The organism is Fulvivirga sedimenti (assembly GCF_020328055.1).
On the sequence record NZ_JAIXNE010000004.1, the window covers coordinates 1,044,656 to 1,068,175 of the forward strand.

Here is a 23,520-nt window from a genome sequence, read left to right on the forward strand (position 1 = left end):
ATCAATAACATCAATAACCATACCGCGCACGTGGAAAACAAGGAAATTATCAGATTATTACGCAGGACCGCTTCACTTATGGAAATCAATGGAGCCAATGAGTTTAAGGTACGTGCTGTTAATAACGCCATTTTCAACCTGGAACGTGTGACGGGCAAACTGGAAGACATGAGTCCCGAAGAATTACAGGGGCTCAAGGGAATCGGAAAAAGTATTGCTGAGCAGATTGCCGAGATTATCGCAGAGAATGAAAGTACTGAATTGCGTAAACTCCTGGATGAGACTCCCAAAGGCGTCGTTGAATTACTTAATATCTCCGGGGTCGGCGCAAAAAAAATTCAACTACTCTGGAAGGAACTCAATATTACTTCTCCACTTGCTTTGAAAGAGGCAATTGAGGCGGGCAAACTAAGCAGTGTGAAGGGCTTCGGCGAAAAAACCATCCAACAAGTGACAGAATCACTGGATTTTTACCTGAACAATAAACACAAGCTGCTGATCTCAGAAGCCCTGACTTGGAGCGAATCGATAATCAGGACGTTTTCAGATCAGTTAAAGGAATATAAAATAAGTGAGACAGGTGCCTTGCGGAGGCGGGACCTCATTATATCAGAGTTTTGCTATTTGGTTGAAGACAAGGATGATGTTTTCGAAAAAATCAGCGGCATCGATGATTTTGCCATGGACAGAAAGCGATCAAGTCCGTTCAACTGGCGCGGAATACATGAACCTTCCGGTATGCACCTGCGCTTCCGTAAAGCTGATCCGGCTCACTTTGAAATTCAAAAAATGCGGACAACCGGGCCGGAAAACCACCTGAAAGCATTAGGCCTGGGTACTGCCCCATATAAATTTTCAAATGAGGAGGCGGCCTATAAAAAAGCAGGATATCCGTTCATTCCACCTGATGTAAGGATAGCCCCGGACATACTGCATGCCGATCCGTCAAAAATAGAGAATCTGATTGCTGAAGACGATATCAGGGGAATCCTGCATGCACACAGTACCTATAGTGACGGACAGTATTCCATCAAAGAGATGGTTGAAGCCTGCCGCAAAGCCGGCTATTCCTATCTTGGCATGACAGATCACAGCAAATCATCCTTTTTTTACGCTAACGGGTTATTTGAAAACCGTGTTCAGGACCAGTTCAGGGAAATCGATCAACTCCAGCAGGAATATCCTGATTTTAAAATATTCAAGGGGATTGAATGTGATATCCTGAGTGACGGTTCACTTGATTATACCAATGAATTTCTTGAGGGTTTTGACTTTATCATTATTTCAGTGCATTCAGTTCTTCATATGGACATCAAGACCGCGACGGCAAGACTTGTAAAAGCGATTGAAAACCCCTTCTCTACCATATTGGGTCATCTCTCCGGACGGCTTCTGCTGCGCCGGCAGGGTTATCCCCTGCACATGCCAACGATACTCGATGCCTGCCGTGACAACGGAGTTAGTATTGAGATTAATGCAAATCCGCGCCGACTTGATATAGATTGGTCATACCTTCCTGAAGTACTTGAACGCAATATTAAAATCAGTATTAATCCGGATGCTCACAACATTAAAGGGATTAATGATGTTAAGTTTGGTGTTATGGCGGCTCGAAAAGGCCTGGTAACACCCGCCGATAACCTTACTTCGCTACCTGCTGATGAGCTCACCAGGTTTTTCAGCGAGCGTAAAGCAAAAAGCATACAGAAAGTAAGTCATGAGCATTAAAAAAATCCTTATCATCCGGTTTTCTTCGATTGGCGACATTGTACTTACCACTCCGGTCATTCGAAACCTAAAGACACAACTGGATGATGCTGAAGTCCATTTTTGTACCAAGAAGGCTTTTCATTCCTTACTTGTGGCAAATCCATATATCGATAAGATCCACTTGCTTGATGATGATCTGTCTGCCCTGATACAGCAACTCAGGCAGGAAGATTTCGATTATGTGGTGGATCTTCATAATAATTTACGCACCCGCATAATTAAAGCCCGTCTAAAGACAGATGGCAGGGCTTTTAATAAGCTTAACCTGGAAAAGTGGCTGATGGTCAACCTGAAGATCAATAAGCTGCCAAATCGACATATTGTTGACCGCTATATGGACACCGTTGCTCCCCTGGGGATAAAAATGGATAATCTTGGTTTGGATTATTTCATCCCGGATGACGAGAATGTATCTCTAAGCAGGCTTCCTGATGCCTTCCGGAGGGAATATGTGGCATTTGCAATCGGAGCACAGCATGCAACAAAACGGCTTCCGCTGAACCGGCTTATTGAACTATGTGATAAAATTAACAAGCCGATCATTCTGCTGGGAGGAAAGGAAGATGCAGAAACCGGTGATCAGATTGTGAAATTCTTCGGGCGAAATGAACAATCCCAACCTTTTGAGGAGGGATTGCTGGAATTAAATAAAAAAACGATCATCTATAATGCCTGCGGAAAATTCTCAATCAATGAATCGGCATCACTGGTAAAACAGGCCAGGTATGTATTCAGTCATGACACAGGCCTGATGCACATTGCTGCTGCATTTAAAAAAGAGATTTTCAGCATATGGGGCAATACGATTCCGTTATTTGGCATGTACCCCTACAGGACACGATTCACCGTATTCGAAAATAATCGGATCAATTGCCGCCCGTGCAGTAAAATCGGCTACAATAAATGTCCGAAAGGACATTTCAAATGCATGAATGAGGTAACTTTCGACTTCTACCTCCCCTAACCAATCACTACTGACTACCTGCCGGCAGGCAGGCCTGCCCTCCTGGAGGCGGGCTGACTATTGACTATCAATAGGCTCTCACCATCTTCCCTTCCATGTAGTTCACAAATGACCGGTTTGCCACGCGCATACCGCCACGGGTAGGAAAATTCCCTGTAAAATACCAGTCGCCCAGGTGGTTCGGACAAGCCTCGTGGAGGTTTTCAACGGTTTGGTACAGAACTTCAAGATCCGCCGTCATTTCTTCAGGTTTAACTATCTCGGCAATTTTTGCAGAGATCTCTTCTACGCTAAACTCATTATACAATGTGTTTACATGATTGATAGCTTCGCCTTTTTCCAGTGCCCACTTGGCGCGTTCGTAAACCTCTCCGAGCAGATGCTCCTTATTATGGTCTTTGATCAGCCCTACCATGGCCCGAAAAGCGACGAACTCACTCATTTTCGACATATCGATGCCGTAGCAGTCAGGGAAGCGTATTTGAGGAGCAGAAGATACGATTACAACCTTCTTGGGTTCAAGGCGTGCCAGCATCGTAAGGATGCTTTTCTCAAGGGTAGTCCCGCGAACGATGGAGTCATCCATGATCACTAATGTATCCACCCCTTTCCTGATCACCTCATATGTTGTATCATAAACATGGGCAACCATCTCATCGCGCGAGTTATCATCGGTAATGAATGTACGCAGCTTCGCGTCCTTCAGGATAATTTTTTCCACTCGTGGTCTGAACGTAAGAAAATCCTCGAGTGAATCCATGACAGGCTTCTTTTCAAGGACAACTTCCTTGCGAAGAGCACTCAGGTAGTCTTCCATACCCGACATAAGTCCTAAAAATGCTGTTTCCGCCGTGTTTGGAATATATGAGAAGACTGTGTTCTTCAGGTCGAAGTTAATCGCCTTTAATACCTGTGGTACGAGCAATCTTCCAAGCTGTTTACGTTCCTGGTAAATATCAGGGTCCGTTCCTCTGGAAAAGTAAATCCGTTCAAAACTGCAGGAGGTCTTAGTGCCCGGTTCAATAAATTTAAACTGATCTGCTTCCCCATTCTTTTTCATGATCAAAGCATGACCAGGTTTGATCTCTTCTATTTGCTCATAATCGACATTGAAGGCCGTTTTTATTGCGGGCTTTTCAGATGCCACTACGATGACTTCATCATCCTTGTAAAAATATGCAGGGCGAATTCCATTCGGGTCCCTTGCCACAAAGGCATCCCCGTGCCCAACCATTCCGGCCATCGCATACCCTCCATCGAAATCTTTACAGGCCCGGCTCAAAACACGCTGGAGATCTATCTCGCTTTCAATGACCTCGGTGATCTCCTGGTTTGAATACTCATCCTTGTATTTCCTGAAGATCTCGTTATTCTCTTCATCGAGGAAGTGACCGATCTTCTCCATTACGGTTACCGTATCCACTTTTTCCTTTGGGTGCTGCCCCAGCCGAACGAGAATATCAAAAAGCTCATCCACGTTGGTCATGTTGAAATTTCCTGCAACAACGAGGTTTCGGCTTCTCCAGTTATTCTGACGCAAAAAAGGATGACAATTCTCAATACTGTTCTTTCCGTGTGTACCATACCGCAGGTGGCCCAGCCACACCTCACCGGTAAAGGCACAATTCTCCTTCATCCATTGCTCATCATAGAAACGTTCCCCGCCTTCATTCCTGGCGCGCTTATATTTCTTGGCAATTTTCTCAAAAATTCGCTTAATGGGTTCCTGATCGATTGATCGATAGCGGCTGATGTACCTGAGTCCTGGCTTCTGATCTATCTTTATATTTGCAATTCCAACCCCGTCCTGACCCCGGTTTCGCTGTTTCTCCATCAGGATATACATCTTGTTGGCAGCGTAGGCGGGAGTCCCGTATTTTTCAATGTAGTAGGCTAACGGCTTTCGCAAACGAACCATTGCGATACCACATTCATGCTTGATCTGCTCGCTCATTGCATATATTTAAGGTACAAAGCTAATACTATTGATCGATCCCATCAACCACTCGGGTTTAAAGAATATAATTAATACGGCTAAAACTAAAATTGTTCCCAAAAAATTCTCCTTTGTCCATATTTTTTCCGCCGACCACAATTGCGCCTCACTCTTCCGAAAGATCATGTAATACGGAATCTTCAAATAATACGCCAGCGATATAACAGCGTTAACGACTGCAAACAGCAGTAGCCAGAGAATGTAACTGTCTTCCAGTACCGAATAAATTTCCGCCAGTCCGCCAAAGAGGAACAGTTTTGCCGTAAATCCGGCGGTTGGCGGCAAACCTGTAAGTGCGATCATCCAGATGACCATGCTCACGGTTTTCCAGCCCGACACAGCAGAGGCACCTGTCATGTCTTCCAGTGTTTCAGTTCCAAACCTGATTTCATAATAATTCAACAAATGAAATGCACCGACGGTCATCAGAACATAGGTCGCAGCATAGAAGTACACATACGCCGGATTATCCCGTACCAGCAGTAAACCTGCCAGCATGAAGCCGGTATGCGCAATGGCCGAAAATCCCATCATCCGTTTCATATGTTGTTGCCGGAGTGCTCCGAAATTTCCGGCAAGCATCGAGAGACCAGCCAGGATTGCGGTAACATACATTGATTCTGTTAAAAAATCAGTCCATCTCAACAGAAATGCTATGGCAGCTACTTTTGGAACGGTCGATAAAAGCGTAATTACCGGCATCGGCGTAGCTTCATAAACGTCGGGTACCCAGATATGAAACGGTACAGCGGCCACTTTGAACATCAGGCCAAAACTGATTAATACCAGCACAGTGTAGCCAAGCGGGGTTGACCAATGATCACTCAGGGAATTGGCGACAGCCAACGAAAGGTTTCCTTCCAATCCATAAAACAGTGAAATCCCGTACAGCATCAATGCGGATGAAACAGCCCCGAAAACGAGATATTTAAATCCCGCATCAATATTCTTTCGAAATAATGGCAACGCTACCAGCATGTAACCCGAAAGGGACATTATTTCAACTGAAAGGTAAACCAGAAATAAATGGTTCGCCATCACGAGGAAATGGGCCCCCAGTAACATCATCAGTGTAATAATCACGTATTCACCGGAGATCGTTCTCAAATGCCGTGATGTGCGAAACAGGAGGATTGCCACAACAGCCGAATCCAGCAATGTCTTCCACCAAATTGCCGATTCATCAAATGTGAACCAATCTCCCGGAAGATAAGTGCTGTTCATTTGGCTCAGTACCAGCGAGACAAGAATTCCTAAAATTCCAATAATATGCGCGACCTGATGTGGAATGCCTCTTTTTAGCGTTGAAACAGTGACCAAAAGTATAGTTACTGCCAGCACAACTTCGGGCAACAGGAAAGGCAGCAGGTTTGTAAGATTATCAAGAATTTGTGCTACGCCCTTCATACTCCCCTGCTGGTCATTAACAATTCCTTCGCATGAACGCTAATCAAATCGATCATTGAGTTGATCATTGGGTTTATCCAGTCGAGAAACAACGAAGGAAATATACCTAAAACGATCGCAAGAATGCCGAGTGGAATGAGCATCACATATTCACGCCGGTCCAGATCCGGCAGGCTGGCACCGGATTTCCGAACAAAAAACTCACCGAAATACATTCGCTGCAATGTCCATAAATAATAAGCAGCACTTAGAATCATCCCAAGGACAGCAATGGCCGCGTAGGTTCGGCTCACAAATCCGTTCACCAACTGGGATGCGAAGGCACCGAGAAGAACAAGGATTTCAGCTATAAAACCAGACATACCCGGTAAACCCATGGAGGCAAAAAAGAACAATACGGAAAGTACTGTAAATGCCGGCATTTTTGAAGCCAGTCCGGAATAATTAGATATGGATCTGTCGTGAGTCCTGTCGTAAATCACTCCCACCAGGATAAATAACGCCGCAGAAATAATACCATGACTGAAAAGTTGATAAATCGCGCCACCGATTCCCTCAGCGGTGTTCGATGCAATGCCGAGCGCAACAAAGCCCATATGGGAAACCGATGAATATGCAACCAGTCTTTTCAGGTCTTTACTGGCAAGGGCATTCATGGCTCCATAAATTATGCTGATGACCCCAAGCAGTGCAACAAGCCATGCAAAGTGCGTGGCTCCGTCTGGAAAAATGAAGTAGCCAGCCCGGATCATGCCGTAACCTCCCACCTTCAGAAGCACGCCGGCAAGAATTACCGAGATTGCCGTGGGAGCCTCCACGTGTGCGTCCGGGAGCCATGTATGAACAGGTACGAGCGGCACCTTAATGGCAAATCCGGCGAATACCAGAAGAAATGCCCACATTCTAAGAGATAGTCCGACAAATACGGTTTCGTTGAATTTATCAAGCAAACTGCCGGGTATAATATTTCCCGGATCAGTCATGAAAATCATATTGAAAGTATGTACGATGCGGTTGGCCGGAATTTCTCCGTTCTTCAGCAGAATCTGCACTGTTTCGGCATCTACCATCAGTTCACCGGCGGTGGAAACCGGGTCGATTACTGAAAGGTAAAGTGCGATCATTACGATCAGGATCAGAACCGATCCAAACAACGTATAAAGAAAAAACTTGATGGCTGCATAATCTTTTCGGGGACCGCCCCATAATCCGATAAGGAAGAACATCGGAAGCAGCATAAATTCGAAAAACAGGTAGAACAGCAGAAAATCCAGCGATGTGAAGCATCCTATGATGGCACCATTCAGGAGTAGGAAAAGGGCAAAATATCCTCTTCTCCGGTCTTTCACCTTCCAGGAAGCGATTACACTTACGAGGAGAATGAGCACACTGAGTACAACCATCCAGACATTCAGTCCGTCCAAACCGAGGAAATAATGCGCAGAAAGAATCCCAAGATTACCCAGGTCCAAATTGATCCATTCCCTGTATTCAAGCCACTGAAAGCCACTCATAGATCCCGGATCCGACAATGAAGGATCGAAGCCATTGAACACAGGTATGAGCAGCACTGCCTGAAGAAGGCTTACAACCAGCGCAATCCATTTAAAGGAATGGTCCCATTCCTTCGGAAGGATTAGCATTACCACCGATGCGGTAATGGGAAGAAAGATCAACAGACTCAGAAGGTAATCCGTTATCATAAAGTCAAATTACAAAGCAAATAATAATTATCACGCCAAATAAGGCAACTAAAACATAATATTGAACATTTCCTTTTAATAACCCGGAGGTAAGCTGTCCGATCTGCCGTGCAATGCCGGCAACCATCCGCACAAATCCATCGATAATCGTCCTGTCGAACCACCCCGCCACTTTAGACAGGATAACATATCCGACAGCAATAGAATCGATTATCCTGTCAATTACCCGGGCATCCAGCCATCGCAGGACATCTGATATCTTTAGAAGCGGCCCCACCACGGCCTTTGCATAAATTTCATTTAAATACCAGTTATTAAGGGATATCCTTCCCGGCAAGTCCGCGGGGCCTGGCATGGTTTGATATCCTGCTACATAGGGGCCTGAAGCCCTGAATTTACGCAGTGCAATGATGGATCCTACGATGATCATGCCGATTGAGAAAACCGAAATCAGGACATGGTAATGATGTGTCTGTTCGAGCAGCATCGACTGAAATCCCGCGGGAATATCCGGGGCTGCAAGTACAGGTGGCCGGAGGGCCATAAAAATAGTGCTGCTATATGCATCGAACGGATTAAATGACCAGACCAGGCCAAATGACATCAATGCCAGAAAGATCAGGATACCCCTCATCAATACTGGCGGATCTGTAGGCTGATAAGAAGTCAATCCAGCCCGGAATTCACCGAAGAAGACCAGCAGAAGCTGACGAACCATATAAAATGCTGTTAGTGCCACTGTAACCAGGCCTGCGATCGGGACAAGATGTTTCCATGAAGGTGATTCACCCGCCCAGGCAAAAGCACCTGTGATGATGGCATCTTTGGAAAGAAACCCGCTGAAGAGTGGCAATCCAATGAGGGCCATGGAAAGAATGAGATAGGCGATAAAGGTGACCGGCATTTTTTTACGCAGGCCGCCCATCTGGCGCATATCCTGTACGTCAAAATGAATGTTGGTCTGAGCCTCAAACTGATGAAGTGAATAAATCACCGCACCGGCAGCCAGAAAGAGCCCGGCCTTAAAAAAGGCATGCGTAAGCAGGTGAAACATAGCTGCATCATAAGATCCTGTACCCATTCCCATTACCATATAACCGAGCTGACTGATGGTGGAATACGCCAGTACGCGCTTGATGTCATTTTGTGTAAGGGCAGCTACGGCACCCATAAACGCGGTAACAGATCCGATAACTGCAATAACATGAAACACATCCCATCCGAGCAAAACAAAGATCCTCGAAAGCAGAAATACACCGGCAGCCACCATTGTTGCTGCATGGATCAGGGCAGACACAGGGGTTGGTCCGGCCATGGCATCGGGCAGCCATACCTGCAAGGGAAATTGAGCCGACTTACCCACGGCACCCATGAATAAACCAACTCCGGCAAGGGTAAGAAGTGAGGCGGGTAATGATATACCCGACCATTGCCAGGTTCCGTTCATCAATTCAGATTCCTGCATCCGGATTGTCAATTCCTGGAGATCCGCCGTTCCAAAGAACATCCAAAGGACAGCAATCCCGATCAGAAATCCTGCATCACCAATCCTGTTTACAATAAACGCCTTCTTGGACGCATTATTGGCGATGTCCTGCTTGTACTCGTGATTGATGAGCATGTAGGAAGCCAGACCCACCAGCTCCCAGAAAATAAAAATCATGATAAGATTATCAGCCAGGACTATTCCCAGCATACTGAATGTAAAGAAGCCGATCATTGCATAATAGCGAAGCTGACCAGACGCAGCGTGCATATAAACCTGACTGTAGAGGCTGACAAGGGTGGCGATCAGTGTTACCACAACGGCCATCAGAGCTGCTGCGCCATTGATCAGCAATCCAACAGTAAATATCTCATCCCCTGCTTTAAACCAGGTAATGCTGGTATGAAAAACAGATTCGGGGTTGATACCCTGCAGATAAAGCAGGGATACAGCCGCCAGAAAACCTCCAAAAAGAAATAAGGTTTGCAAAAAAGGGATGGTCCTTTTTAAAAGACGGGAAACCAGAATCAGCATAACCGCCCCCGTCAGTGGCAACAGAGCTACCAACAGCGCAAGGGTAACGATTAACGCATCATTCTGAGGTGTCATCCTTTTTGAATTGAGTTTACACGATCCAATTCTGTTGTCCGGAATTTACGGTACATCTGAACTATTATAGCCAGTCCCACAGCTGCCTCTGCCGCTGCCAGCACAATCACAAAAAGTGAGAATAACTGCCCATCCAGAACATTATCTGCCTGCTGGCTGAATACTATGAAATTGAGATTCGAGGCATTGAGCATAAGTTCAATGCCGATCAGAATCATGATTGCATTTTTGCGGGTTATACTCAGAATAAGTCCGGCACAGAACATATAGGCACCCAGGAGCAGCAACACATTCAGATTCATGACGTCCTCCTTCTGTTAGTGATATAAAACTTTCCCGCAATCGTTGCTGCACCGATCAATACTACAAGAAGCAGCATTGCGATGAGCTCCATGGATACCAGGTGTTCCGAAAGGAGCCGAATACCGAGCTCACCGATCGGGTCATCAGATTCCACAGCCTTTGGTGCAAGTGGGAATTTCCAAAGAAGGGAACCCAGTAAGATAAGCAGCACAGCAGCCGAGAACGGAGCAATGAATAACCTTGAAGTACCTGAAATTAACACGCCGGCATTCGTTCGTTGGGTAAGCATGATAGCAAACAGCAGCAGGACAATAATCCCTCCTACGTAGATCATCAACTGCGATACAGCCACAAACTCAGCACCGAAAAGCACATATATTCCCGCCAGGCTGATCAGTGTTGTTACGAGTCCGAAAGCCGCATACATTATGTTCCTGGTAAAGAGCATGAACGTAACGGACAATGCTGCCAGCGAGCTGAATATGATCATGAGCACATTACTCATTGTCGTCGTCTTTTTTCTTTTTCGGAATAATGGGCCTGGGTCTGATAACAGGTTTGGGCTTCATTTCAGGCTTGGGCTCAATAACGGGCTTTGGTTTCATGACCGGTTTTGGTTTCATAACCGGCTTTGGTTTCATGACCGGCTTTGGTCTGATAACAGGTTTTGTTTTTTCTCCGGGAGCGGCAGTGGATGTTGCACCAGGGATTTTAGGCGTCATCTTCGGTCTGGGGCTCGATGTGGTGGCCTGATCAGGGGTATTCGTATCGGCTTTCTTTTGCTGAAATTCTTCGAATTCCTTCTTCTTTTCCAGAATTTCCAGGGGGGTCATCGTTGCAAAGGAATAGGTATGATCTTCGACATCAAATTCACTGAAGTCATAGGACTTCGTCATCGTGAGGCATTCGGTCGGACAAACCGTGGTACAAAGCCCGCAAAAACAGCACTTACCCATATCGATGTCGAACTTCGCCGCGTAAATTCTCTTGGATGTCCCGTCGGAGGTTTTACCAAACTCCTCCACGGCGCGAATGGATTCTATCTCAATGCAATCAACCGGGCAAATCTTAGCACACTTGTCGCAGACGATACAGTCATCAATTTCGTTGTGAAGCTTGTAACGGCCATTATCCGGAACCGGAATACTCTCGTGCGGATACTGAATCGTCATGATACCATCGGGTACCTTGAAATATGCCTCATCTGAGATACTGGTTTTCGTATGGGTATGACGGGCCTGTAAAGTATGACGAAAGGTCAGACCCAGACCCTTTAATAAAGTTGTAATGGTTGTCCTGATATTATTCCAGTAGGAATTGCCCATATATCGATGCTTCGATTATGAACCGAAGATAAAAAATTGTCAGGGCCTATCAGGTATTTTTAGTGTAAATTTAAATACACTTCCTTCATCCTTGGTACTTTCCACCCAAATTGCCCCTCCCATTCGGTCTACAAACTCCTTACAAAGCTTCAACCCAAGACCAGTACCCTGCTCATTGGCAGTTCCGGGTGTGGAATAGAGTGCTGTCGTATCAAATAATTTTTCGGCCTGCTCAGATGTCATTCCAATTCCATTATCCGATATACAGATCACGAGCATATTATCCGAACCAACTTCGGTATCGATCTCAATGAACCCGCCTTCCTGCGTGAATTTTATTGAGTTCACGATAAGATTACGAAGAATGAGTTCGAGCATGTTATGATCAGCCAATACCATTGTGTTCTTTTTCACTTTATTAAAAAACACGATATGTTTCTCGTTGGTCTCGTGGAAGAAATCGATATTCTCCTGGGCTATCTCATGAAGATCGATGGATTTCATCTTAATATGGATCTCATCCATCTGAATGAGCGTCCAGTCAAGTAAATTATCCAGCAGCTTACGGGTATTATTCAATCTGTTCTTGAGTGAAAGCATTAAATCCCTGGATTCCTTCTCCGTCAGGTGACCCTTATTGAGCATATCAATCGTGCCCAGCAACGAATTGATCGGTGATCGCAAATCATGGGAAATAATCGACAGGAATTTATCCTTCATGGAAAGGAGACCCTCCATTTCCCTCGACTTATCTTCTATCTCCTTCTGATGCGCCAACAGTACCTTGTTCGATTTTTTACGCTTCACACTGCTTCTGTGAAGATTAAACAGGATAACAGCACCAAGAGCAAGGATTACGACCAGGATATTATTCTTAAACTCCTCACTTTCCAGCAGAGAGCGCTGCTGCTGTTCCTGCTCCTTCATTAACCGGATCTCTGCATCCTTCTGTGCAGTTTCATGCATGATCTGCATGTTGGCAAACTGTTCATTACGCTGTTCGGATTTTAAGGAATCATTCAGTTGATAATACTTCTTCTGAAGATCGTGTGCGGCTCGGTAGTTGCCTTGAATCTCATTCAAAACAGCAAGCTCAAGATAAACATCACGAAGCAATGGTTTATTCTGTTTTTCGCGGGCAATGTTCAGTGCCTGTTCCAAAAATGATCTTGAACGCGTAAAATCGCCCAGCTCCATCCATACACTTCCCTTACCAATAAAGCTTTCACCCAATCCCAGGTAATTTCCTACATTATCATGTAATTCCCCAAGTTTATCATAGTATGTAAGTGCGCTGCTGTATTGTTTCTTTCGTTCATATGCAATTGCAAACAAACTGTACACCTCTGTCTTCAGTGACTGGTAGTTATTGGATTCGATAGTAGATTCAGCTTTGATCAGGATATCCAGGGCCTGTTCAAGATCTCCCGACTCCATTTCGATTTCAGCCAGTTTCAGGTTACAATAAACAATCCCTTCAATATCGTTAATGCTGGTGCTGATTTCTTTAGACCGCTCGAGATAAAAACGAGCCCTGTCCAGCTGCCCCTGCGCACCCAACACCTTACCCACATTGTAGGTAGTAATGGCGATAAGCAAGGAATCATTCGCCTCTATAGCCCGCTTTCGAGAGCGCTGGTAATGATCATAGGCCATTCCGAAAGCACCCTGATCAAAATAATCTTCGCCCAGGTTATTCAGGGCATCCGAGCGGATTTTATTATTATTTAATTTCGTACCGATGTCGAGTAACAAGAGGTCATATTTCATAGCCTCCTTGAAATTACCTTTTGTTGAACTGATTTGAGAGTAGGTATAGTAGGCACTCGCGATGTTCATACTATCCTGCTGCTGTTCAGCCGATCTCAATGCCCTTTTGAGCATGTTTTCAGCTGAATCCGGATTTTGGTAATGATAGATGCCTGCCAGGTCGATGGTAGCTTTCGTTCTGACCGATATATCAGCATTTGGATCATTGATTATTGATCGCAAACGGTCTATATCCTGCGTAAAAACAGGACCAGCCGAAAAAATTAAAAGCCATATGATGACAAATACTCTCAAATTAAAAAATTAAACCATCAATAAACGGTAAAGACCGCATACGAATAATAAAAATAAAATCATCGGGGTAAGGTATTTCCATCCCAAAACCAGCAATTGATCCATTCTGACCCTGGGATAGGTCCATCTCACCCACATTTGTATTAATACGAAGAATAATGATTTGGTAAGCAGCCAAAAAATGGCCCATACCTCCAATGTCCAGCTTCCCGGGGTACCGGTTGTCCAATCAGCCAATGCAACAAAACCGATATTTGGAAGGGGAGTATTCCAGCTTCCGAAGAATAATATTGTTCCCAGAATACTAACCAGGAGCATCATCCCGTATTCGGAAAGCATGATGACAGACCACCTGAACCCGGAGTACTCAGTCTGAAATCCGGCTACCAATTCAGATTCAGCCTCGGGTAAATCAAACGGTGCCCGATTTGATTCTGCAAGCGTTGTGATGAAGAAAATGACCCAAACCGGGAGAAGAACAGGAGCCTGTAGGATATTCCACATCAGTATCCCGCCAATTTCGTCGACGCGAATTCCCCAGGAACGGATTCCGAAAAGAAACGATTCCTGGCCACTTAAAGTGCCCTGCATATAGGAAATTTGCTGCAAATCCAGTGTCTGGGTTATTACCAGCACGCAAAGGACACTGAGAGTTAACGGAACCTCATAGGCAATGATTTGTGCCGCAGAGCGCATAGCGCCCACAAGTGAATACTTATTATTGGAACCCCATCCTGCCAGGATGATTCCCAGCACATCCAGTGATACAATTGCCAGAAGCAGGAATACTCCGGTGTGCATCGCAGCGCCGCTCCATGTGGGCGTCAGGGGAAGAACAGAGAAACCTGTAAATACAACCGCAAAAAGAACAAATGGTGCTACAAGAAATAAAGGTTTATCTGACTTGGCCGGAACAATATCTTCCTTCTGCAATAATTTAATCAGATCTGCCACGGTCTGCAGAATGCCATAACTACCTGTCTCCATCGGGCCATAACGATCCTGGATAAAGGCAGACACCTTTCTTTCGGCATACACGGCAATAACCGTATAGGCAAGTATAAAGGGCAGAAAAAACAGGATCGTAGACATTAAAAAAAATTTTACTCACGCGTCTATGGCATACAAATAAAGAAAAAAACATTCACTAAACTTATTCCCATAGTCGATAATTTGTCAGACGTACCTTCTCACCAAAAAACAAGCGTGTTGAGGCCTGAAATGACTCCGTGTAATCGGATACCAGAAACTCATCTTCTCCCTCACACTTTTCGCACAACATGTCTTTTTCTTCCAGTAAATCTTTCAGATGGAGGGCCGTGATGAGTGAGCTGTCGAGAACAGATACCCCTCCCCCGTAATAGGCATCAATCTGCTGCCGGATTAGCGGATAGTGTGTACAGCCCAGAATAATGGCCTGAATATCTGCCAGGGATGGATCATCGAGGTAGGTTGCAATAATTTCGGAGCTGATCCTGTTATCAAAAAAACCCTCCTCAATCATCGGTACCAGCAGGGGTGTGGCCAGCGATGATAAATGCACTGAATCTGCCACTTCGGCAATCCTTGTGGCGTAGATTTTTGAATCTACAGTACGACGTGTACCGATCAGACCAATATTGGAATCCGGGAAATTAGACCTGACATGCTCGATCATGGGATCGATCACATTCACCACCAGGGCTTTGCTGCCAACATATTCCTTCAGGAGCTCATAGGCCGAGGAGCTGGCTGAATTACAGGCAATAACGATTGCCTTGCATCCACGCTGTAACAAGACATCAGCTATCTTAACCGAATAAGCCTGAATTGCCGCTTCAGATTTATCACCATACGGCAAATGAGCAGTGTCACCAAAATAAATAAGTGATTCACGTGGCATCAACTCCTTGATGGCATGTGCCACAGTGAGTCCTCCAATGCCGCTGTCAAAAATTCCGATAGGATGTTCACGGGTGTTCATGACGTAAAAGTGATACAAATAATCCAATTCAGAAAACCCACTTTAGCATGTGAATAACCCGTCACCGGGTAAAGGTTGAACAAAGGGATGTGATAATTGAGTATTTTCGTAATATTGTGCAATAATCTTACTATCAACCTTATCTCATCTGACCATGGCACATCAACTGCTCGAAGGAAAAAAAGGAATTATTTTTGGCGCACTCGATGAAAATTCGATCGCCTGGAAAACAGCTGAAAAAATATATGAGGAAGGAGGCAGATTCGTTCTGACGAATGCTCCGATCGCCCTTCGCATGGGAACTATCAATGACCTGGCAAAAAAATGCGAGGCGGAGATCATACCTGCTGATGCCACCAACCTTGAAGACCTTGCACTTCTTTTCGAACAGTCAAAAGAAACCCTTGGAGGCAAGCTTGATTTTGTGCTTCATTCCATTGGAATGAGTCCGAACGTTCGTAAAGGTAAAGACTATGGGGACCTCAATTATGACTGGTTTCTCAAGACACTGGATGTTTCCGGGATATCATTCCACAAAGTACTTCAGATCGCTGAAAAAACGGAATCAATGAATGAGTGGGGATCGATTCTGGCGCTTACCTACATTGCTGCACAACGCACATTCCCTGATTATGGTGACATGGCCCAGGCCAAGGCTGTACTGGAATCCATCGCAAGAAGCTACGGTTACCGTTTTGCGAAGAATGGCAAAGTGCGTGTGAATACCATTTCACAGTCTCCTACAATGACCACAGCAGGAACCGGTGTACCGGGATTTGATGTATTCTTCGACTATGCAGATAAGATGTCTCCACTTGGAAATGCCCCTGCAGAAGATTGTGCGAACTATATTGTAATGATGTTCTCAGATTACACCCGGAGGGTCACGATGCAAAACCTGATGCATGATGGCGGATTCTCATCTTCGGGAATTACTGAAGAAATCATTGCCGAACTATCTAAATAATGGATGGTTGTTTTTCCAAATGTTAAGATCAACCTCGGGCTGCATGTTCTGAGGAAACGGCCCGATGGGTACCATGACCTTGATACCTGCTTTTATCCGGTCCCGCTGTCTGACATACTGGAAGCCATTCCCTCAAAAGAGTTTGAATTCAGTCAAACCGGCCTTGAGGTGCCCGGCGGTGAGGATTCCAACCTCTGCATAAGGGCATACTCCCTGCTTAAGGAAAAGTACAATATTCCACCCGTAAAAATGCATTTGCATAAAATCGTGCCGATGGGAGCAGGCCTGGGTGGTGGATCATCTGACGGTGCGTTTACCATTCGGTTGCTGAATGATCTTTTCCATTTGAATCTGTCACCCGTGGAAATGAGTGAATATTCGGCGGTTCTGGGTAGTGACTGTCCGTTTTTCATTTACAACAAACCCATGATCGGAAGTGGCCGGGGAACCGACCTGCTGCCCGCAGATATTTCACTCGCGGATAACTACATTCGGATCATTCACCCGGGAATTCATATATCTACAGCCCAGGCCTTTGCCAACCTGACACCCGCCGACAACCGGCTGCCTGTCGCGGAATTGCTGGCTCTTGACAAGAGTTTATGGAAAGACAAGCTGACCAATGACTTCTGTAAAGGAACATATAAAAATTTCAGTCAGTTATCTGAGATTGAATCTTCCCTTTACAATGATGGCGCATTTTACGCATGCATGTCAGGCTCTGGCTCCGCCGTTTACGGTCTTTTTGATAGCGAACCCCCACCGGCGCCCAAATCGGGCTATTTCATCTGGACGGGCCGCTTAGCGTAAACCATCAACTTTCAGATATCTGCGTCTGTAATATTTGTTCAGAAGTGGATACAACAGAACAGAAATAATAATGAGACCTGTGCCCAGGTAAAAATTGCCGGGCATTTTTTCCTTTTCCGGAAAAAGGATAAGTGCCAGTATTATCCCATAAACCGGTTCCAGGTTTACAGTAAGATTAATTATAAATGCAGAAAGACGTTTCATTAACTCGACCGATTCGCTGTAGGCATACACTGTACAAATGATGGCCAGAATCATTAAATAAAGCCAGTCCAGCGGAACGGGAGCCAGGTGAAGTAAGCCATCAGGACTGAGATACGCCTGATAGAACGGCAGAAACAGTACGACGCTCAGCCATGCGCCTATCATCTCATAGAAGGTAATGGTATAGGCATTATGACGTTTCGTGAAACTGCCGTTGATTACCGTAAAGAGTGCGCTCAGGAAGGCCGAAATAACTGCCATGATAATACCCCACTTATACTGGAAATCAAACTGGAATATAACCCACAGCCCAATCAGTCCGAGTAAACCAAGCAGAACTTCATAAAACAGTATCTTCTTCTTATTGAATAATGGCTCCAGCAGGCTGGTCCACAGCGAGCAGGTCGCCATTCCCGCAAGGCAAACCGAAACATTTGCCACCCTGGCAGCGGCGAAAAACAAGATCCAGTGGGCCGCGATCAATCCGCCTGTACCTAATATCTGAAGTGCAGAACGGCGTGGCATTTTGAATGATCTTCCCCTGAATTTTAAAAGTATCCCCAGTCCGATAAAGGCAATGAGTGTTCTGTAGAAGACAATTTCAACCGAAGGAATGGTAATCAAAGCTCCGAGGATCGCCGTAAATCCCCAGAACAGCACGATCACATGCAGACGAACATAATCCCGGGTTGCAGTCATCAGCGTGGCAAATATCTATACATGACCAATGAAATTCCTGCGAAAATGATATTTGGGATCCAGACCGAAAAAGCCGGATCCATTGAGCCTGCTTCGGCATAGGTCTTTCCAAGCAGAAAAAAGACCAGGAATAAAAAGGACAGCACAAATCCAATCGCAATTTTGAGACCGGCCCCTCCCCTCGTCTTCCGGGAAGAAACAATAACTCCCATAAAAGTGAGAATGAGTACAGCAAATGGCGCTGAATAGCGCGTATACTTCTCTACAAGATAGATCTGAACACCACTTGCTCCGCGCATCACGAGTTTATCTATATGCTCGTTGAGCTCATTCAGTGTCATCGCATCATAGGCGCGATAGATGTTTTCAAAATCACCCGGATGGATATTCAGCAAGGTATCCATTTCCCGTCCCTCACTGAGTTCTTCCCGCATCGAATCCAAACTTCGATATTTCCAGTTTGTGAGTTTCCATTTTTGCAGTTCCTCATCCCAGGACATTCGGTTTGCGGTAAGCTTTCCCATTACCTCGGTCCCTTCCACCTGTTCAAGGGTAAAATCAAATCCCATATCCGATTCGTTGTTATAAGTTCGGATATAAAGGTAGGTATCGGGTGTGGTTTGCAGATGAATGTTGGACAACGACGGATTTTCTGCCTTGCCCAGGTGTTCCATTTCGAAGGCCGTCGCCCGTTTATTGGAATTCGGGATTACCCAACCGCTTAGCACGAAAGTAAGTATAGCGATGCACGAAGCGCCAATAAAATAGGGCATCAGCATTCGACGAAAGGAGACGCCGCTCGAAAGAATAGCTATGATCTCTGTGCGGCCCGCCAGCTGTGCAGTGACAAAGACAGTGGCGATGAAGGTGGTAATGGGCGTGATCAGATTGGCAATCCAGGGAACGAAATCAAGGTAATACTGTACCACTTCCCATGATGTCGCTTCAGACCGGCTGAATTTATCCAGTTTTTCGGTGATATCAATCACAACGATCACCGCAACGAGGATGAGTACAGTGAATACAAAAGCGCTCAGAAACTTTTTCAGTATATATTTATCAATAAGTTTCATTCAGAGTCGTTGTGATACTGTTTTGGTCATTTTTTCCTTCCAAATGGCAAAATCTCCCGCAATTATATGCTCCCGGGCCTGTCCAACCAGCCAAAGGTAGAAAGTCAGGTTATGAATACTAGCAATTTGCGCGCCCAATATTTCCTTACTGTGTATCAGATGCCGCAGGTAAGCCCTGGAATAAAACGTACTCACATAGCCTCCCAGTTCAGGGTCGATCGGGTTCAGGTCATTCTTCCATTTTTCATTTCGGATATTTATGATGCCCTGGGTCGTGAACAGCATGCCGTTCCTGGCATTGCGTGTAGGCATGACGCAGTCGAACATATCTATACCCAGGGCGATACATTCAAGAATATTTGCAGGCGTTCCCACACCCATCAGGTATCGGGGTTTATCCGAAGGCAGAATATCGCACACAAGTGACGTCATTTCATACATTTTTTCAGCCGGCTCGCCAACAGATAACCCGCCAATAGCATTTCCTTCCCGACCGAATGCTGCAATAGCCTCTGCCGATTGTTTCCGCAAATCGGGATAGACACTTCCCTGAACGATCGGAAAGAGGGTCTGCTGATAGCCGTATAAACTTTCCGTTTCATCAAAGCGCTTACAGCAGCGATCAAGCCAGCGATGGGTCATCTCCATGCTTTCTCGTGCATAGGTGTACTCACACGGATACGGCGTGCATTCGTCGAAAGCCATTATAATGTCGGCACCAATCCTGCGTTGTATATCCATTACGTTTTCCGGCGTGAAAGTATGCCGTGACCCGTCGATATGCGACATGAACGTGACGCCATCCTCCTTGATCTTTCGCGTACCTGAAAGGGAATATACCTGATATCCCCCCGAATCGGTAAGAATAGGCCCATCCCAGCCATTAAATTTATGAAGGCCTCCGGCTTCCCCGATTATGTCCAGGCCAGGGCGGAGATATAAATGGTAGGTATTCCCCAGAATAATCTGTGCTTTAATATCATCCTTCAGCTCCCGCTGATGCACAGCTTTCACAGATCCGGCTGTACCAACGGGCATAAAGATCGGGGTTTGAATTACTCCGTGATCTGTGGTAATACTGCCGGCACGTGCCGAAGACTTGCTGTCTTTATGGGAGAGATCAAACTTCATCCAGCAAAAATAACAGATTATACGATGTTCCTTCATTGAAAAGATAAATCCCTGCCGGATATTGTCATATTAACCCCTGTAGTATATTTGTTCTTATTTTCAATCCATGCCCTACCCCTTGCTTCTCACGGTATTTTACATTTGCATCCTCATTCAGGTATATTTCCTAATTCGGATGCTAAGGGCCTTTTCCCGGCATCAACCTGTGAATGACGATCAAACTCCTGCTGTTTCTGTGGTAGTTTGTGCCAGGAATGAGGAGCATAACCTGGAAAGGCTGATTCCTGCGCTTTGCAGTCAGGATTATCCTCACTATGAAGTGATCATTGTAGATGACCGGTCTGAAGATGAAACCCGTCAGGTAATCCGCGCATTCCAGGAAACATACAGCCATCTTCGCCTGGCCAAGGTGGACCACCTTCCCGCAAATCTCAATGGAAAAAAATATGCCCTGTCGATAGGCATCATGGCAGCACGCAAGGAGTGGATACTTCTCACAGATGCCGATTGTTTTCCTGAATCTGATCAGTGGATACGACAAATGATGGCTGGCACTGATACTAAAGATTTCGTGCTTGGGTTTTCAATGTATACACCGGGGCCCGGACTGCTGAACCTTTTCATCCGGTATGAAACCATCTGGACCGGAATCCATTACCTGGGAATGGCCCTCGCAGGCAAACCCTATATGGGGGTCGGAAGGAACCTGGCCTATCGACGGCAGATTTTTGTGGAACAAAAGGGCTTTCGGGGTTATGGTAATGTGACCGGGGGGGACGATGATATTTTTGTAAATAAGCATGTAAGACCTCACTCGGCAAGTGTTGTTATCGGCAGGGATGCCCTTACCTGGAGTTATCCCAAAAAGACGTGGAAGGAGTATTACCGCCAAAAATTGCGGCATTTATCCGTTGGGCGGCATTACCGACCAGCAACCCGCAGATTATTGGCTGTTTTGTCTTTATCGCATATATTTGGTTATATCTTCATGGGTATTCTTCTTTTCCAGCCAATGGGTTGGGTTTACAGTGTTTCAGGGCTTTTTATACGAACCCTTTTTCTGCTGTTAACGTTTAAAAGGACATGTCAAAAACTCGAAATACCTTTTTCCACCGGGAAGGTTTTACCCATGGATTTGCTGTTTGCCATCTTATATCCGGTCATGGGTTTGGCAGCTACATTTAGAAAAACAGTCCGATGGAAATAAAAAAACAGTTCTCGGATAAGGCGCTTGAAGATTTTGACCTCATTGATGATGCGGTCAATAACGGGGACGAACAGGCCTTTGCGAAACTTATGGAGCGTTATAAACGCCCGGTCTATCACATGATCCTGAAAATGGTTCGTAATGTTGATGACGCGGAGGATCTTACCATTGAAGCATTTGCGAAGGCATTCAAAAATCTTCATCGCTTCAAGAAGGACTATACATTCAGCACCTGGCTTTTCAGAATTGCAACCAATAATGCAATCGATTTCATCCGGAAGAAGAAACTGGAAACGATGAGTCTCGACACCTCGTTTCAGGATGACAACGGGGACGCAGTTACCATTGACGTGGAGGATCATAATCTGAACCCGCAGGAACGTGCCATCAAAACACAAAAAATTGAACTCATTCAGCTTTTCGTAACCAAACTACCCCCTAAATATCAGCGTCTGGTACGACTCCGCTATTTTGAAGAACTGTCTTACGAGGAAATCGCCGATGAGCTGGACGCCCCACTGGGTACTGTTAAAGCGCAATTACATCGTGCCCGTGAACTCCTGTATGACCTTGTAAAGAATAAAAAGGAGCATATGTAAAAGGCATTCTGTCCAGATTTGCTTATTCTTGTGGGCAAAATAATATTAGAATGCTACTCTCCTACCTGATTTGGGACACCCTTCCCGAATTCTTTTATTTCCCTGATTTTCTCCCGCTGATGGGCGGCAGGCCTGTTAGGTATTACGGACTCCTGTTTGCTTTAGGCTTTATCGTCAGTCAACAGATAATGTTTTATATCTATAATCGGGAAAATAAGCCTGAAAAGGATGTTGAAACACTTACGGTCTTTATGGTGATCGCCACTATCATCGGTGCCCGTCTTGGCCATGTGCTTTTCTATGAGCCGGATAAATACCTGGCCAACCCGATTGAGATTCTGAAGATATGGGAAGGCGGACTTGCCAGCCACGGAGCGGCGTTTGGAATTTTGTTTGCACTGTGGCTTTACAGCAAATATGATGTTCATTTTAAAGGGATTAAACCCGTATTTACGCCGATCAAACGGCCGGGCCAAAGTTATTTACAGGTAGTAGATCGAATTGTGATTGTTGTCGCGCTCACCGGATGTCTGATCCGATTTGGAAATTTCATGAATTCTGAAATTTACGGTAAACCCACTCACAGCAATTATGGAGTTGTTTTCGGAAAGGACGTCAGGGAATTCCTGGAACGCCCCTCCCAAACCGGTATTGAGAACGTGGATTATCAAAGGATCGCAGATTTGCCTCCGAACGATGAACAATATGTCCCGATCAATATGATTCTCACCTATGAACCGCAGGACAATGTGAATACCAGGGATGCTGTTGAAAGATTTGTTCTGAATAATATTCCAAGGTACCTGTCAGATTCCAGGTATTATCTCAATGATCACTTCATGTATGATTCTATTCTGTACAAGGGTTATGAGGTGGTACAGTTGGAGGATAACAGGATTCGCGCCACAGTACCGGTTTATGGAATCGTCCGACATCCTACACAATTATATGAGTCGGCCACCAGTTTGCTGCTCTTTTTCCTGCTGTTCGCAATCTGGTTTCACTATAAAAGTGAATTACCGGAGGGGTTGCTCCTGGGGCTATTTCTGATCATTTTATTCGGTTTGCGTTTTGTACACGAGCTGTTCAAGGAAAACCAGGTAGCATTTGAAGAGGATCTCACGTTCAACATGGGACAAATTCTGAGTATCCCGCTAATCATTGCCGGAATATTCATACTGTTTCGTGCTTTAAAGCGTGGCCGGGAACCAAAAACCATTAAATAACCTTCCTATTCAGG

Annotated in this window: 20 protein-coding genes; 7 read left to right on the top strand and 13 right to left on the bottom strand. The window is 45.4% G+C overall.

Features of this window, described 5'->3' with window-relative positions:
- Positions 1-30 precede the first annotated feature (30 nt).
- On the top strand, positions 31-1,728 hold the full coding sequence (locus LDX50_RS31055; RefSeq protein ID WP_225698493.1) for a helix-hairpin-helix domain-containing protein: 1,698 nt from the start codon (positions 31-33) through the stop codon (positions 1,726-1,728).
- The gene (locus tag LDX50_RS22655) at positions 1,718-2,734 is read left to right on the top strand and encodes a glycosyltransferase family 9 protein (protein WP_225698494.1); all 1,017 of its coding nucleotides are present in this window, start codon (positions 1,718-1,720) and stop codon (positions 2,732-2,734) included. The genes LDX50_RS31055 and LDX50_RS22655 overlap by 11 nt, the downstream gene beginning before the upstream one ends.
- A gap of 67 nt (positions 2,735-2,801) precedes the next feature.
- Here LDX50_RS22655 and LDX50_RS22660 read toward each other — a convergent pair whose 3' ends face one another.
- The 10 genes from LDX50_RS22660 to murI form a co-directional block, all read right to left on the bottom strand.
- Entirely contained in the window at positions 2,802-4,688 is a 1,887-nt protein-coding gene (locus LDX50_RS22660) for an amidophosphoribosyltransferase (protein WP_225698495.1), read from the bottom strand.
- A 9-nt stretch (positions 4,689-4,697) separates the two neighbouring features.
- A complete protein-coding gene (locus LDX50_RS22665; RefSeq protein ID WP_225698496.1) occupies positions 4,698-6,137 on the bottom strand; it encodes an NADH-quinone oxidoreductase subunit N in 1,440 nt (479 codons plus the stop codon).
- Positions 6,134-7,840 (bottom strand): complex I subunit 4 family protein, encoded by a 1,707-nt coding sequence (locus tag LDX50_RS22670; protein WP_225698497.1) that lies wholly within the window; start codon positions 7,838-7,840, stop codon positions 6,134-6,136. Before LDX50_RS22670 ends, LDX50_RS22665 begins: the two co-directional genes overlap by 4 nt.
- A gap of 4 nt (positions 7,841-7,844) precedes the next feature.
- The gene (locus LDX50_RS22675; RefSeq protein ID WP_225698498.1) at positions 7,845-9,935 is read right to left on the bottom strand and encodes an NADH-quinone oxidoreductase subunit 5 family protein; all 2,091 of its coding nucleotides are present in this window, start codon (positions 9,933-9,935) and stop codon (positions 7,845-7,847) included.
- Positions 9,932-10,237 (bottom strand): NADH-quinone oxidoreductase subunit NuoK, encoded by a 306-nt coding sequence (gene nuoK, locus LDX50_RS22680; RefSeq protein ID WP_225698499.1) that lies wholly within the window; start codon positions 10,235-10,237, stop codon positions 9,932-9,934. The genes LDX50_RS22675 and nuoK overlap by 4 nt, the downstream gene beginning before the upstream one ends.
- Positions 10,234-10,743, bottom strand: a complete 510-nt coding sequence (locus LDX50_RS22685) for an NADH-quinone oxidoreductase subunit J family protein (RefSeq protein ID WP_225698500.1) — start codon at positions 10,741-10,743, stop codon at positions 10,234-10,236. Before LDX50_RS22685 ends, nuoK begins: the two co-directional genes overlap by 4 nt.
- The gene (locus LDX50_RS30965; RefSeq protein ID WP_275951758.1) at positions 10,736-11,563 is read right to left on the bottom strand and encodes a 4Fe-4S binding protein; all 828 of its coding nucleotides are present in this window, start codon (positions 11,561-11,563) and stop codon (positions 10,736-10,738) included. The genes LDX50_RS22685 and LDX50_RS30965 overlap by 8 nt, the downstream gene beginning before the upstream one ends.
- Positions 11,564-11,602: 39 nt before the next feature.
- On the bottom strand, positions 11,603-13,555 hold the full coding sequence (locus tag LDX50_RS22700; protein ID WP_225698501.1) for a tetratricopeptide repeat-containing sensor histidine kinase: 1,953 nt from the start codon (positions 13,553-13,555) through the stop codon (positions 11,603-11,605).
- 81 nt (positions 13,556-13,636) lie between these two features.
- A complete protein-coding gene (locus LDX50_RS22705; RefSeq protein ID WP_225698502.1) occupies positions 13,637-14,719 on the bottom strand; it encodes a complex I subunit 1/NuoH family protein in 1,083 nt (360 codons plus the stop codon).
- Positions 14,720-14,780: 61 nt separating this feature from the next.
- A complete protein-coding gene (murI, locus tag LDX50_RS22710; protein ID WP_225698503.1) occupies positions 14,781-15,590 on the bottom strand; it encodes a glutamate racemase in 810 nt (269 codons plus the stop codon).
- Positions 15,591-15,744: 154 nt separating this feature from the next.
- Here murI and LDX50_RS22715 point away from each other — a divergent pair, with 154 nt between their 5' ends.
- The gene (locus LDX50_RS22715) at positions 15,745-16,557 is read left to right on the top strand and encodes an enoyl-ACP reductase FabI (RefSeq protein ID WP_225698504.1); all 813 of its coding nucleotides are present in this window, start codon (positions 15,745-15,747) and stop codon (positions 16,555-16,557) included.
- Between the two features lie 3 nt (positions 16,558-16,560).
- Complete coding sequence (gene ispE, locus LDX50_RS22720; RefSeq protein WP_225698505.1) at positions 16,561-17,367, top strand: 4-(cytidine 5'-diphospho)-2-C-methyl-D-erythritol kinase; 807 nt, start codon at positions 16,561-16,563, stop codon at positions 17,365-17,367.
- Here the strand turns inward: ispE and LDX50_RS22725 are convergent.
- The 3 genes from LDX50_RS22725 to tgt are packed head-to-tail and all read right to left on the bottom strand — an operon-like array spanning position 17,359 to position 20,474.
- Positions 17,359-18,270 (bottom strand): DMT family transporter, encoded by a 912-nt coding sequence (locus LDX50_RS22725; protein WP_225698506.1) that lies wholly within the window; start codon positions 18,268-18,270, stop codon positions 17,359-17,361. The genes ispE and LDX50_RS22725 overlap by 9 nt on opposite strands.
- A complete protein-coding gene (locus tag LDX50_RS22730) occupies positions 18,270-19,343 on the bottom strand; it encodes an LptF/LptG family permease (protein ID WP_225698507.1) in 1,074 nt (357 codons plus the stop codon). Before LDX50_RS22730 ends, LDX50_RS22725 begins: the two co-directional genes overlap by 1 nt.
- The gene (tgt, locus tag LDX50_RS22735) at positions 19,344-20,474 is read right to left on the bottom strand and encodes a tRNA guanosine(34) transglycosylase Tgt (RefSeq protein WP_225698508.1); all 1,131 of its coding nucleotides are present in this window, start codon (positions 20,472-20,474) and stop codon (positions 19,344-19,346) included.
- 175 nt (positions 20,475-20,649) lie between these two features.
- Here tgt and LDX50_RS22740 point away from each other — a divergent pair, with 175 nt between their 5' ends.
- The 3 genes from LDX50_RS22740 to LDX50_RS22750 are packed head-to-tail and all read left to right on the top strand — an operon-like array spanning position 20,650 to position 23,506.
- Entirely contained in the window at positions 20,650-21,681 is a 1,032-nt protein-coding gene (locus LDX50_RS22740; RefSeq protein WP_225698509.1) for a glycosyltransferase, read from the top strand.
- On the top strand, positions 21,672-22,280 hold the full coding sequence (locus LDX50_RS22745) for an RNA polymerase sigma factor (protein ID WP_225698510.1): 609 nt from the start codon (positions 21,672-21,674) through the stop codon (positions 22,278-22,280). The genes LDX50_RS22740 and LDX50_RS22745 overlap by 10 nt, the downstream gene beginning before the upstream one ends.
- A gap of 50 nt (positions 22,281-22,330) precedes the next feature.
- Positions 22,331-23,506, top strand: coding sequence for a prolipoprotein diacylglyceryl transferase (locus LDX50_RS22750; RefSeq protein ID WP_225698511.1), 1,176 nt, complete (start codon positions 22,331-22,333; stop codon positions 23,504-23,506).
- Positions 23,507-23,520: the final 14 nt, after the last annotated feature.